This window comes from Streptomyces olivaceoviridis (assembly GCF_014650115.1).
Classification (GTDB): Bacteria; Actinomycetota; Actinomycetes; order Streptomycetales; family Streptomycetaceae; genus Streptomyces; species Streptomyces olivaceoviridis.
Window position 1 is genome coordinate 584,411 of sequence record NZ_BMUI01000002.1, and the last position, 13,222, is coordinate 597,632.

Annotated in this window: 13 protein-coding genes; 8 read left to right on the forward strand and 5 right to left on the reverse strand. The window is 72.2% G+C overall.

Translation table 11 applies throughout. The features are described 5' to 3' along the window. The first annotated feature begins 54 nt into the window (after positions 1–54). The 6 genes from IE273_RS06340 (at position 55) to IE273_RS06360 (ending at position 4,892) form a co-directional block, all read left to right on the forward strand. Positions 55–720: an amino acid ABC transporter permease gene (locus IE273_RS06340; RefSeq protein WP_189814134.1), complete on the forward strand. Its 666-nt coding sequence runs from the start codon at positions 55–57 to the stop codon at positions 718–720. Next, on the forward strand, positions 717–1,610 hold the full coding sequence (locus IE273_RS06345; RefSeq protein WP_189814135.1) for an amino acid ABC transporter permease: 894 nt from the start codon (positions 717–719) through the stop codon (positions 1,608–1,610). The genes IE273_RS06340 and IE273_RS06345 overlap by 4 nt, the downstream gene beginning before the upstream one ends. Before the next feature lie 177 nt (positions 1,611–1,787). Continuing rightward, the gene (locus IE273_RS06350; protein ID WP_189814136.1) at positions 1,788–3,440 is read left to right on the forward strand and encodes an FAD-dependent monooxygenase; all 1,653 of its coding nucleotides are present in this window, start codon (positions 1,788–1,790) and stop codon (positions 3,438–3,440) included. A gap of 344 nt (positions 3,441–3,784) precedes the next feature. Further along, positions 3,785–3,832: a hypothetical protein gene (locus IE273_RS45075; RefSeq protein WP_309506048.1), complete on the forward strand. Its 48-nt coding sequence runs from the start codon at positions 3,785–3,787 to the stop codon at positions 3,830–3,832. A 71-nt stretch (positions 3,833–3,903) separates the two neighbouring features. After that, positions 3,904–4,455 carry a cupin domain-containing protein gene (locus IE273_RS06355; RefSeq protein ID WP_189814137.1) on the forward strand — a complete coding sequence of 184 codons (552 nt, stop codon included), beginning with the start codon at positions 3,904–3,906 and terminating at the stop codon, positions 4,453–4,455. After that, positions 4,452–4,892: a rhodanese-like domain-containing protein gene (locus tag IE273_RS06360; RefSeq protein WP_189814138.1), complete on the forward strand. Its 441-nt coding sequence runs from the start codon at positions 4,452–4,454 to the stop codon at positions 4,890–4,892. The genes IE273_RS06355 and IE273_RS06360 overlap by 4 nt, the downstream gene beginning before the upstream one ends. A 188-nt stretch (positions 4,893–5,080) precedes the next feature. Here the strand turns inward: IE273_RS06360 and IE273_RS06365 are convergent, their stop codons facing one another. From IE273_RS06365 to recA, 3 genes are all read right to left on the reverse strand, one after another. Then, positions 5,081–7,609, reverse strand: coding sequence for an ABC transporter permease (locus IE273_RS06365; protein WP_189814139.1), 2,529 nt, complete (start codon positions 7,607–7,609; stop codon positions 5,081–5,083). A 391-nt stretch (positions 7,610–8,000) separates the two neighbouring features. Then, on the reverse strand, positions 8,001–8,894 hold the full coding sequence (gene recX, locus IE273_RS06370) for a recombination regulator RecX (protein ID WP_189814140.1): 894 nt from the start codon (positions 8,892–8,894) through the stop codon (positions 8,001–8,003). 3 nt (positions 8,895–8,897) lie between these two features. Next, complete coding sequence (recA, locus tag IE273_RS06375; RefSeq protein ID WP_189814141.1) at positions 8,898–10,028, reverse strand: recombinase RecA; 1,131 nt, start codon at positions 10,026–10,028, stop codon at positions 8,898–8,900. 236 nt (positions 10,029–10,264) lie between these two features. On the opposite strand from recA, the gene IE273_RS06380 reads away from it, so the two are divergent. Next, positions 10,265–10,762, forward strand: coding sequence for a hypothetical protein (locus tag IE273_RS06380; RefSeq protein WP_189814142.1), 498 nt, complete (start codon positions 10,265–10,267; stop codon positions 10,760–10,762). A 93-nt stretch (positions 10,763–10,855) separates the two neighbouring features. Further along, positions 10,856–11,596: a hypothetical protein gene (locus tag IE273_RS06385; protein ID WP_229887105.1), complete on the forward strand. Its 741-nt coding sequence runs from the start codon at positions 10,856–10,858 to the stop codon at positions 11,594–11,596. 24 nt (positions 11,597–11,620) lie between these two features. Here the strand turns inward: IE273_RS06385 and IE273_RS06390 are convergent, their stop codons facing one another. After that, entirely contained in the window at positions 11,621–12,760 is a 1,140-nt protein-coding gene (locus IE273_RS06390; protein ID WP_229887106.1) for an AI-2E family transporter, read from the reverse strand. 246 nt (positions 12,761–13,006) lie between these two features. Further along, positions 13,007–13,201, reverse strand: a complete 195-nt coding sequence (locus tag IE273_RS06395; RefSeq protein ID WP_189814144.1) for a DUF3046 domain-containing protein — start codon at positions 13,199–13,201, stop codon at positions 13,007–13,009. Between the last annotated feature and the right edge of the window lie 21 nt (positions 13,202–13,222).

Below are 13,222 nucleotides of genomic sequence, written 5' to 3' on the forward strand. Positions count from 1 at the left end.
CGTCCTTGAGGGCGGCGCGTCCGGGCATCCCTACACGCGAAAGCGCGGGAGATCGTGTTCGACTTTCTTGACGGTTACGACGTACTGGGCGCCTTCTGGACGACAGTGCAGCTGACGCTGCTGTCCGCCGTGGGCTCCCTGGTCTGGGGCACTCTGCTGGCAGCCATGCGGGTGGGTCCCGTACCGCTGATGCGCGGTTTCGGCACCGCCTACGTGAACATCGTGCGGAACATCCCGCTCACGGTGATCATCCTGTTCTCCTCGCTCGGCCTCTACCAGACGCTGAACATCACCCTCGCCGCGAAGGACACCGACGCGATCAACTTCCGGCTCGCCGTGCTGGGCCTGATCGTCTACACGTCGGCCTTCGTGTGCGAGGCGATCCGGTCCGGCATCAACACGGTGCCGGTGGGCCAGGCTGAGGCCGCGCGGGCCATCGGCCTGAGCTTCTCCCAGGTGCTGTTCCTGGTGGTGCTGCCGCAGGCCTTCCGGGCGGCCGTCGGCCCGCTGACCAACGTCCTGATCGCCTTGACGAAGAACACGACCGTGGCCGCCGCCATCGGCGTCGCCGAGGCGGCCCTGCTCATGAAGGACATGGTCGAGAAGGAGGCCCAGCTGCTGCTGATCTCCGCGATCATCGCCTTCGGATTCTGCTGCCTGACCCTGCCGACCGGTCTGATCCTCGGCTGGGTGGGCAAGAAGGTGGCGGTGAAGCGATGACCTCGGTCCTCTACGACGCCCAGGGACCGCGCGCCAAACGGCGCAACATCCTCTACACGGCGTTCTTCGTCGTCGCGCTCGCGGCCGTCCTCTGGTGGGTGTACGCGTCCCTGGACGAGAAGCACCAGCTGGACTGGGCATTGTGGAAGCCGTTCTTCAACGGCTCCGAGGCGTACACGACGTACATCTGGCCCGGCCTGGAGAACACCCTGAAGGCGGCGGCCCTGTCGATGGTCATCGCGCTGCCGCTGGGTGCCGTCCTCGGCATAGCCCGGCTCTCGGACCACATGTGGGTGCGTGTCCCGGCCACGGTCGTGGTCGAGTTCTTCCGGGCGATCCCCGTCCTGGTCCTGATGATCTTCGGCAACGAGCTGTACAGCCAGTACACCGACGTCAGTTCCGACGACCGTCCGCTGTACGCCGTCGTGACCGGCCTGGTGCTGTACAACGCGTCGGTGCTCGCCGAGATCGTCCGCGCGGGCATCCTCGCCCTGCCGAAGGGCCAGTCCGAGGCGGCCATGGCGATCGGTATGCGCAAGAACCAGGTGATGCGGGTCATCCTGCTGCCGCAGGCGGTCACCACCATGCTCCCGGCGATCGTCAGCCAGCTCGTGGTCATCGTGAAGGACACCGCGCTCGGCGGCGCCGTCCTCACCTTCCCCGAACTGCTCGCCTCGGCGAACACCATGAGCGGCTACTACGGCGCCAACACCATCGCCTCCTTCACGGTGGTGGCCGTGATCTTCGTGGTCATCAACTTCTCGCTGACCTCGTTCGCGAGCTGGCTGGAGGGCCGGCTGCGGCGCGGCAAGAAGTCGACCGGGGCCGTGCTCGGCGTCGACGAGACCGTGAACATCCCCGGCCACGCCGGTACCGGGACCGCGGCCTGACCCCGGATCAGACCCGAATGCGTCACCCGGGGGCAGTGGCACGATCGCCACTGCCCCCGGTCGCTTGACGCAAACTCTGCCAATGGGTTGCATACGTTGTGTGATCGTGCACCCCGCTTCACCTTCCTGTTCACTTGTCTCCGTCAAGGCATCGCCGCGAGCAGGGGGCGCCACACCGTGGACCCGGTGATCATCGTCGGAGCGGGGCCCGTCGGGCTCACGCTCGCCCTGGCGCTGGCGCGTCAGCAGGTGCCGTCCATCGTGCTGGACGAGGGCGTCGGCAAGGAGGAACCCCGTCCGGCGCGCACCGTCGTCCTGCGCGCGGACACGGCCGCCCTGCTGGAGCGGCTGACCGGGGCCGCGCTCGCGGAACACGGCGTGCGCTGGGCCGGCTGGCGGTCGGTCAGACGCAAGCAGGTGATGAGCGAGATCACCTTCGCCGAGACCGGAACCGCGCCGCTGCACATCGCCCAGCATGTGCTCACGGACCTCCTGCGCGGGGCCATCGCCATGGAGCCCCTGGTGGAGACGGCGGTGGAGAGCCGTCTGGACGCCATCGAGCAGGAGCGTTCCGGCATCACCGCGCGCACCCGTGGACCCAAGGGAACCTGGTGGCGCGGCAGTTACCTGGTCGGCTGCGACGGTGCCCGCTCGACCGTGCGCAAGCTCCAGGACATCCGCTTCCCGGGCCGTACGGCGGTGGAGCGGCACGCGGTCGCCGCGCTGCGCACGGAACTTCCGTGGGAGGGTCACGCGTTGCTCCATCGGATGCCGCCGTGGCGGTCGTCCGGGCCCTCGGCCGGGGAGGTGACCGCCCGCCCCCTCCCGGACGGCGTGTGGCGCCTGGACTGGCTGCTGCCACCGGGCAAGGACCTGGTCACACCCGAGCTCCTGCTGGCCCGGATCCATGAGACCCTCACGGGCTGGACGGACAACGCCACACCGGTGTACGAGCTGCTCGACACCGGCGTCCACACGGTGCACCACCGCCTCGCCCGCCGGTGGCGCGCGGGCCGGGTCTTCCTCGCCGGGGACGCGGCCCACCTGCTCGGCGCGCTCGGCACCCAGGGGCTCGACGAGGGCCTCAGGGACGCCGACAACCTCGCCTGGAAGCTGGCCGCGGCCTGGCACCACGGTCCGCACGAGGCCCTGCTGGACAGCTACCAGACCGAGCGGCGCGCGCGGGTCGCCGCCCGGCTGCGCGCCGCCGACCAGGCCCTGCCGGTGCTGCGCGGCGGGGGCGGGCTGCGCCACATCGTCCCGGGCGCGGCCCGCAACCAGGACGCGCTGCTCACCGACGGCCACCTCGGCCGCGGTCCGCTCGGCGCGCCCGGCACGTACGCCGACTCGCCGCTCGCACCCCGGCGGCTGGAAGGGGAGATCCCGGTCGACACCCCGCCCGGCGCACCGGTCACCGACGTCCGGGTCACGGCGGAGGACGGGTCCTTCGTCCAGCTGCGCGACCGGCTCGGCCGTGGCGCGCTGCTCGTCGTGCTCATCGCGCCCGGTACGGGTGTCTGGGACCGCAAGCACTGGATGTCCGCCGGGGTGATGCCCCGGCTCGCGGCGGCCGTGGCCGCGCTGCCGAACCCCGCCGAGCTCCTGGTGGCCGAGAGCTACCCGGGAGCGCCGGCGCACAGCGTGCTGCTCGTCCGCCCCGACGGCCATCTGGTCACCGCGCTGAGCGGGGTCCGCCCGGCCGACCTGTACGCGGCGGCCGAGGCCACGGTGGGGGGCGCGGCGCAGACGGGGGAGGCGGAGCAGGAGGAGGGGGAGAGGGACGGGCAGAAGGAGAAGAAGGCGGCGGAGGCCGGCTCGGGCGCACACTGACGGCACCCGCTCGTGCACCGACGACGGACCCCGGCGACGGCTCCCACCGCGCGCCGACCGTGCTCCGTGGGGGGGTCCCGTACGCGCCCGACCGTGCTCCGTGGGGGGGTCCCGTACGCGCCCGACCGTGCTCCGTAGGGGGGGTCCCGTACGCGCCCGACCGTGCTCCGTAGGGGGGGTCCCGTACGCGCCCGACCGTGCTCCGTGGGGGGCTCCCGTACGCGCCGACCACACCTCCTCGCACCCCCGTCCACCAGCTGACACCCGGTTGACCACAGTGCGGCGGCAATGCTGTACTCCGGATCGTGACCGACACCTGTGTGCGCCTGTGGCGGAGGGTCCATATGGACCTCGTCCGCTATGCGGGCTGCGTGTGTCGCCCGTCCTGCTGAATTCGCACCCTCTCCCCCTTTCCGGGCGCCGTCGCGCGCCCGTTCCGCGAACGCTCCTCAGGACGGTGTACGTGTCTGTCCCCTCCCCCTCCCCTTCCCTGCCCGCGTCCGTCTCCCCCGCCTCCGGCCCGGCGCCCACCCAGGCGGACCTCCTGGACTTCGTCCGGCGTACGGCGGCCGACGCCGAGCTGATCGCCTCCCTACCGCTCGATCCGGAGGGCCGCACCTGGGTACGGCTGGAAGGCCCCGGCGGCAGCGAGGCCTGGCTGATCGGCTGGCCGCCCGGTACCGGCACCGGCTGGCACGACCACGCCGACTCGGTCGGTGCCTTCCTCACCGCTTCGGGCGAGCTCACCGAGAACTCCCTCGCCGCCCGGCTGCCCACCGACGGCTGGAAGACCCTGGAGCTCACCGAGGGGGTGGACCAGGTACGGCGGCTGCCCGCCGGACAGGGCCGCGCCTTCGGCCGCCACCATGTGCACGAGGTGCTCAACGAGTCCCGAGAGCGACATGCGATCTCCGTCCACGCCTACTACCCGCCGCTGCCCCGGATCCGCCGCTACAGTCGCACGGACCAGGTGCTGCGCCTGGAGCAGGTCGAACGCCCGGAGGACTGGCAGTGAGCGGCACGATCGAGCAGCCGGGGACCACGGGTGTGACGGCGGAACGGCCGCTGGGCATCGACGCGTTGCTGGAGCGCGTGCGATCCGGCTACCGGCGCGTCGAGGCGCGGGAGGCGCATGAGGCGGCGCGGTCCGGCGACGCGCTCCTGGTCGACATCCGGTACGCCGCCCTGCGCGACCGGGACGGGCTCATCCCGGGCGCCGTCGTGGTCGAGCGCAACGAACTGGAGTGGCGACTCGACCCCCAGGGCAGCCACCGTCTCCCCGAGGCCACCGGCCACGACCTGCGGATCGTGGTGATCTGCAACGAGGGCTACGCCTCCAGCCTCGCCGCCGCCTCCCTCCACCAGCTGGGCCTGCACCGGGCGACGGACCTGGTGGGCGGCTTCCAGGCGTGGCGCGCGGAGGGCCTGCCGGTCCGCCCGGCGACGCCCTGACCGGCACCGGCCGCCGTGATCGTTGCCGGACGCCCTGATCGTTGCCGGAACCTGACCAGCGCTGGACGCCCTGGCCGGCACTGGCCGTCCTGACCGGCATCGGACGCCCTGACGGGCACCGGACCCTGGCCGGCGCTGGACGTCCTGGCCGGCGCCGACCGGGAACCCGCACCCACGAGGGGCCGGTGCTACTCCTTCGCCGTGGCCACGGTCACCGCCCGTACCCGGAGCGCCGCGCGCCCCGGTACGGCAGTGGCGACGAGCGCGAGGAGGCCGGCGACCGCGACGACGCCGACGTAGAGCAGCGGGGTGACCGTCGGCGCGGCCCGGCCCGTCATGCCGACGCTGAACGCGGTGAGCACAGCGAGGGCGATACCGCTGCCGACCGACGTGGCGAGGAGCAGGACGGACAGCGCCTCGGTACGCAGCATGCGCAGCACCTGACGGCGGGTCGCACCGGCGAGGCGGAGCAGCGCGAACTCCCGGACACGCTCGGCGACCGACATGGCGAGCGTGTTCACGACGGCGATGGCGGTGAAGGCCAGGACGAGCCCCATGGCCAGGTAGTTGACCTCGGCGTTCGCCTGCTGCCGATCGGCCTGGAGGGCGTCGGCGGCGGCCGGCGAAAGAATTCTCAATCCCGGGAACTCACGGAGAGTAGTCGCGAGTTGTGTCTGTGTACGGGTCGTACGGACGAGGACGGAGGAGGCGAGCGGGTTGTCCACGTGGGGGGCCACGAGGTCGTGGGCGAGGGTGAGGTCGCCGAAGCCGAGACCCCGGGCGTAGACGGCGGCGACGGTCAGCGTGGCGGGCGTGCCGTCGCCGAGCGTGAGTTTCAGGGTGCTTCCCGGCTTCAGGTGCTGCTGGTCGGCGGCCAGTTCGCTGACGGCGACGGTGCCGGGGCCGAGCCGGTCGAGGGAGCCGGCGGTCACCTTCGGGTCCCAGGTGCGGGTCAGACCCGCCGGGGTGACGCCCTGTGCGGGGTACTTGTCGAGGCCGACGCGGACGGTCGTACGGACCACCTCGGTGACGGTGTCGTGCCGTGCGCGCAGTCGCTCGGCGGCCTCGCCGGGGACACCCGGCCCCTGGGCGGCGACGACCCAGTCGGCCCGGACACCCTCGCGGACCTGGGCGCGGGCGGCGTCGCCGAGGGTGTCCTGGACGAACAGGACGGTGCAGGTCATGCCGACGAGCAGGGTGAGGGGGGTGACGACGGAGGCCATGCGGGCGGCGTTGCCGCGCAGGTTGGCGGTGGCGAGCCTGCCGCCGTGACCGGTGAGCCGCAGCGGGCCGGCGAGCAGCAGCGCGGCGGCCTTGACCAGGAGGGGACCGAGCAGGGCGACGGAGGCGGACAGGACGACGACGGCGAGGAAGGTCACGGGAGTCGAGGCGGGCTCGGTGCGCAGGGAGGTGAGGACGACGACGAGGACGACTCCGCCGGCGAGGAGCAGCAGCCCGGCGGCGATGCGGCCCCAGGCGGGGCGGGTGCGCTCGGTCCTGGCTTCGGCCAGGGCCTCGGCCGGGCGGATCCGGGCGATCCTGCGGGAGGCGATCCGGGCCGCCGCCCAGGCCCCGAGGAGAGTGGCGGCGAGAGCGGCGAGCGGCGGGAAGACACTGACGGTGTGGTCGAGTGTGTCGGGTACGGCGCCCAGGGCGACGAACCTGGTGTGCAACCAGCCGCCGAGCGGCAGCCCGAGCAGGGCACCGGCCGTGCCCGCCGCCGCGCCGACGATCAGCGCCTCCCGGCCGAGCAGCTTGCGGATCTGCCCGGACGTGGCGGCGATGGCCCGCAGCAGGGCGAGTTCGCGGTGGCGCTGCTGGACGGTGAGCGCGAAGGTGCCGACGACCACGAGCACCGCCACCAGCAGCGAGGTGCCACCCATGGCCCCGCCCATGCTGACCAGCCGGGTACGGGCCGCAGCCGCGTCCAGGAACTCCACCGGCCCACGGGCGTCCCCGGTGCTGACCTGGGCCGTGGTGCCGTGCAGCGCCCGCGCCACGGCCCGGCGCACCCGCTCGGGGTCCGCCCCCTTGACCGGCAGTACACCGAACGCGGTGACCTGCCCGGGGTGCGCGGCCAGTCTGCGGGCCTCGCCTGCGGAGAAGAACAGGGCCGTCTGGTGGCGTACGGCGGCGGCCGGGGTGGCGATACCGGTGATCCGGTAGGTGCGCGGGGCCTGGGTGGACTGCACGGTGAGCCGGTCGCCGGGCCGCAGCCGGGCCCTCGCGGCGAGGTCGCCGTCGACGACGACGTCACCGGCGGCCCGGGGGGCGCGGCCCGCTGTCAACCGGTACGGGGTCAGCGCGGCGGAGTCCCAGGCATGGCCGTAGGCGGTACGGCCGCCGGTGCCGGCCGGCGTCAACGGCTGGGCGAGGAAAGTGTGTTCGGGGACGACCCGGGCCACGCCGGGGGTGTGGGCGAGGGTGCCGCGCAGGTTCTCGGGCAGCCAGGCGCGCTCGGCGATGGGCTTCGCCTTGTGCTTGACCTTGGTCTTGCCCTTCTTGTGCTTGACGGTGGTCCGATGCACGTACTGGTCGGCGGAGACCACGACGGGAGCGGCGGCGTAGCGCTCGGTACGGATGGTGCCGCGCAGGCCGGTGTCCAGGAGGGTGCCGCAGGCGGTGATCAGAGCGGCCGCGCACATCAGGGCGAGGAAGGCGCCGAGAAACCCCGCCTTGCGGGCACGGACCGATTGCAGGGCGTAACGCAGCATCATGGGGACGGGCTCTCTTCTGTTGTACGCATCGGGTGTGTCGTGCGCTGGGCGCGCGTACAGACTCGCCGGTGCGGGGGTGGGAGAGCACTGCGATGGACCGGCGTCTTGCGACGGGGGCCACCCCGACCGTCCACAGCGGGGGTTAGCCCCACCCCGGGGTGCCCCGTCACAAGCCCCCGACCGGCCCGTCAGGCCGCCCCGTCCCGAGCAACCGCCGCACCCCCGTGCCGAGCAGCCCTCTCGCCCCTCCGTGCCGAGCCGCCGCCGCACCCCTCGTCCCGAGGAGCCCTCGCGCCCTCCCTCTCTGAGGAGCAGTGAGAAGCCCTTACCCCGGGGAGCGGTCAGAAGCCTCCATCCCGGGACCCGTCAGAAGTCTCCATCCGGGGACTCGTCAGAAGTCGCCGTCCCCGAGGAACTCCGTGTCCTCGCCCTCTTCCTCCAGGGCCTGGCGGACGACCCTGAGGGCCATGCCCTCGGGGTAGCCCTTGCGGGCGAGCATGCCCGCGAGCCGGCGGAGCCGCTTGTCCCGGTCGAGGCCACGGGTGGCCCGCAGTTTGCGGGCGACGAGTTCGCGGGCGGTCGCCTCCTCCTGCTCGGAGTCGAGCTGGGCGACCGCGTCGTCGATCAACGCCGAGTCGACCCCCTTGGTACGCAGCTCCCGGGCGAGCGCGCGGCGGGCTAGCCCCCGGCCATGGTGCCGGGACTCCACCCAGGCGTCCGCGAAGGCACTGTCGTCGATGAGCCCGACCTCCTCGAACCGTGACAGCACCTCCTCGGCCGCGTCCTCGGGGATCTCCCGCTTGCGCAGGGCGTCCGCGAGCTGCTTGCGGGTGCGCGGGGTCCCGGTGAGCAGGCGCAGGCAGATCGCCCGGGCCCGCTCGACCGGGTCCCCTGAAGACTCCCCCCGCTCGTCCCTCGCCGAGGGAGGGCCGTCTTCGTCCTCACCGGGTCCGGACGCGTCGCCGAACCCGCGCCGCCGGCCACGCCCCCGGCGACCGCTGCGCGCTCCCCCGGACCGCCCGGACCCACGACCGCCGAGCGAATCACCCCCGTACGGCTCCCCGTCCTCGTCTCCCAGCTCCGCAGCGCCGTCACCGCTGTGGCCGCCGGTCCCGCGGTACGCGTCGTATCCGTCGTACGCGCCGAAGCCGTCGTCCCCGTGTCCGCCGCTCCGGTGTCCGCCGTCACCGTCCGGGGCGGAGTCCGGGTGGCCTCCGGTGCCCCTCCCCCGTGGGGCACCGGGGGTGGCGTACTCGTACTCGGCCCAGTCGGTTCGTCGTGTCACGGGTCAGCTCTTGGCTGCGGCGGCCTTGGGCTTGGTGGCCTTGGCGGCTGCCGGGGCGGGGGCCGACTTGGCGGGGTCGTCGGCCGCCGCGGTGGTGACCGCCGCGTCGGCGCCCGGCTCGGCGGCGGGCTCCTCCGGCCGGACTCCCACGCCCAGCTTCTCCTTGATCTTCTTCTCGATCTCGTTGGCCAGGTCGGGGTTGTCCTTGAGGAAGTTGCGCGCGTTCTCCTTGCCCTGGCCGAGCTGGTCGCCCTCGTACGTGTACCAGGCGCCGGCCTTGCGCACGAAGCCGTGCTCCACGCCCATGTCGATCAGACCGCCCTCGCGGCTGATGCCCTGGCCGTAGAGGATGTCGAACTCGGCCTGCTTGAAGGGCGGCGCGACCTTGTTCTTGACGACCTTGCAGCGCGTGCGGTTGCCGACCGCCTCCGTGCCGTCCTTCAGGGTCTCGATGCGGCGGATGTCGATACGCACCGAGGCGTAGAACTTCAGCGCCCGGCCACCGGTCGTGGTCTCCGGGGAGCCGAACATCACGCCGATCTTCTCGCGGAGCTGGTTGATGAAGATCGCGGTGGTCTTGGACTGGTTGAGCGCGCTGGTGATCTTTCGCAGGGCCTGGCTCATCAGGCGGGCCTGAAGACCCACGTGGCTGTCGCCCATCTCGCCCTCGATCTCCGCGCGCGGGACGAGCGCGGCGACGGAGTCGATGACGATGAGGTCCAGGGCACCGGAGCGGACCAGCATGTCCACGATCTCCAGGGCCTGCTCGCCGTTGTCCGGCTGGGACAGGATGAGGTTGTCGATGTCGACGCCGAGCTTGCGCGCGTACTCGGGGTCGAGGGCGTGCTCGGCGTCCACGAAGGCGACCTGGCCGCCGGCCTTCTGTGCGTTCGCCACGGCGTGCAGGGTCAGGGTCGTCTTACCGGAGGACTCCGGTCCGTAGATCTCCACGACACGGCCACGCGGCAGGCCGCCGACGCCGAGGGCGACGTCCAGGGCGGTCGACCCGGTCGGGATGACCTCGATGGGCTCCTTGGACCGCTCGCCCATGCGCATGACCGCGCCCTTGCCGAATTGCCGTTCAATCTGCGCGAGCGCGGCGTCGAGCGCCTTCTCGCGGTCGGTTCCTGCCATGGGTTCCACCCGGTTTGCTTGAGTCGATCGCTTCACGTCAAAGACGCTAACGCCTGCCACTGACAATGCGCCCCGACGCAGGCCCAGCCTGTGGATAACCGAGGGACATCTACCCGCGAATCGGTACGAAATCCCCAACCGAAAGCCTCGCCTGAGCCTCCATAAGAATGGATGTTCGATTTTCGTGTCAAGCGCGCCACCCGGCACCGGACGGGGCTTCCGTAGGGTTGGCGGAGATGAACGACGACGACCGGACGCCGGCCCTGTTCCACGTCCTGGACAGCCTGCCCGGACCGCACCACCTGGAGTACCCCGACGGCTTCGACCACGCCGGGGCCCGGCTCCGGGCGACGGGGCTGCGGGACCGGCTCACCCAGGACTTCGGCCGCTCCTGCCGGCTCGACGAGGGCATCCAGGACGCGAGCTTCTCCTTCTCCGTGGACATCCCGGCCGAGGCGACCGGGGCCGGGGTGTCCATCGCCGTGCGGCTGAGCAACTACGGCGATCTGGCGGCGGTCACCACGCCGGAGCCCGGCAGCCATGACGACCTGGACGACGCCGTGCGCGACGGAGCGCTGTCGGATGCGGACCGCGACCGGATCACGGCCGCCCTGTCCGACCTGGGCTACCGGCTGGTCGCCCCACGGCTTCTCCACCGGCCGTACGACGGCGTGACCTGGCTCGTCGACGAGGCCCACGCGACCTGGTGGACCCGGTTCTTCGACCACCTGTGACACGGGCCCGCCTGCTCCCGGTGACGTACCACGGGTGTCTCCGGCCGGACGACGACCGCGCGGGCCGCGCCCGGAAGCCTTGGGCCCGTGAAGATGCCGCGTGCCACCGTCGACCGCCTCTGTCACACGACGGGGCTGCTCCTCGTCCTGTCCGGCCTCGTCCACCTGGTGGTGTTCGCGGTCGACGGCGGCCCCTGGGACGGTCCCGTCTCCTGGCGCAAGCCCGTCACGTTCGGGCTCTCGTTCGGGGCGACGCTGATCGCGGTCACGTGGGTCACGTCGTACCTGCGGACCGGTGACCGGCCGCGCTCGGTCCTGCTGCCGGTCTTCGCCGCGGACTGCGTGGTGGAGGTGGGCGGCATCACCCTCCAGGCGTGGCGCCGGGTGCCCTCGCACCTGAACAGGGAGACCCCCTTCGACACGGCGGTGTCCATGACGCTCGCGGTGGGCGGCGGTGTCCTGGTGGCCGTGCTCACCGGCTTCGCCGTCGCGTCCTTCCGGCACCGGCCGGCGGGCCCCGCCGGCATGCCGCTCGCCGTGCGTTCCGGTTTCGCGCTCCTGCTGATCGCGCTGGCCTCCGGTGCGGCGATGATCGCGCGCGGGGTCGTCCTGACGCGGACCGGCCACCAGGAGGCGGCCTATCGCTCGACGGCCCCGCTCAAGCCGCTGCACGGCGTGAGCCTGCACGCGGTCCTCGTCCTGCCCCTGCTGGCCCGGCTGCTGTCCCGTACCCCGTGGGACGAGCGGACGCGCCGGCGGATCGTGGCCGTGGCGGCGGGCTGCTACACGGCGGCCGTCGTCATGGCCGCCGGGTGGGCGCTCCTGACGTACTGAGGCAGCGCGGTCGCGCGCGGGCAGCTACGGCCGCTGCACCCCGCCGGAGCGGCGGTCGACCCAGAGCCGGCGCACGCGCGTGAGCATCCCGGGGCCACCCGGGCCGCTGCCGCCGCGCCCGTGCACCCGGGGGTCGTCCGTGACGGCGTACCGCTTCACGTACGCCCCCAGGAACGCCTGGAGCGTGGCCACCGCCGGGATGGCGATCAGCGCGCCGACCGCGCCCAGCAGCGCGGTCCCCGCGACGACCGAGCCGAAGGCGACCGCCGGGTGGATGTCGACCGTCTTGGCGGTCAGCTTGGGCTGGAGCATGTAGTTCTCGAACTGCTGGTAGATCACGACGAAGATCAGCACCCAGAGCGCGTACCAGGGGTTGACGGTGAACGCGATCAGCATCGGCAGCGCGCCCGCGAGGTACGTGCCGATGGTGGGGATGAACTGCGAGACCAGGCCCACCCAGACGCCGAGCACGGGCGCGTACGGCACGCCGAGGGCCTCCAGCAGGATGTAGTGCGCGATGCCGGAGATGAGCGCCATGAGGCCGCGCGAGTACAGATAGCCGCCCGTCTTGTCGACGGCGATCTCCCAGGCACGCAACACCTCGGCCTGCCGTGCGGGCGGCAGGACGGAGCACAGGGCGCGGCGCAGCCGGGGGCCGTCGGCGGCGAAGTAGAAGGAGAACAGCGCGACCGTCAGCAGCTGGAAGAGCCCGCCGAGCACCTGGGCGGAGACGTCGAGGACTCCGGCCGCGCTGTTCTGCACGTACTTGCGCAGCCAGTCGGAGTGGAGCAGGCCCTCCTGGACGTCCACCCGTCTGAGGTCGGTGTGGAAGGTCTGGTTGATCCAGTGGATGAGCGAGTCGAGGTAGCCCGGGAAGCCCTCGATCATCTTGACGATCTGGCCGGCCAGCATGGACCCGAGCAGGGTGACGAACCCGGCGGCGAAGATCGTCAACCCTAGGAAGACCAGGAAGGTGGCGAGGCCCCTGCGCATGCCACGGGTCGCCATCCGGCTGACCGCGGGCTCGATCGCGAGGGCCAGGAAGAACGCGATCAATATGTTGATCAAGAGTCCGGTCAGCTGGTGGAAGGCCCAGCTGCCGAGCTGGAACGCGGCGATCAGCGCGAGCGCGAGCACCATGGCACGCGGCAGCCAGCGCGGCATCCGGGCGGCCGGAGCGACGGCGCCGGGGGCCGGAGGCGGGCCGGGCGGGATCGTAGCGGCCGGAGCTGCCTGCCCGGGGGACGGCTCGCCGTCCTCGGGAGTGAATACCAGGGGGTCCTCGTTGGGTGACACGCGCCCAGTCTCGCCCACGCCACCGACAACCGGCGCCTCGCGGCGATCTTCGTGACAGATCAGTGCCGTACTGTCGACTTCTCCACCGGCAAACCCGGCATTTCGGCCGACGTGTCAGCGCCTCTCACCCGGCACGTCCATCACCGCGCAGACCACGCGCCACACGTCCCTGGCCTCCCAGCCCGCGTCCAGCGCCTGGTTCACCGTGCGTCCGCCCAGTTCCGCCATCACGTGATCGCGCGCGAAGGTGTCGGCGTACCCCGGACCGAAGTGTTCCGCCATCCGCTGCCAGAAGACCGTCAACCGCATGACACCAGTATCCCGCCCCTG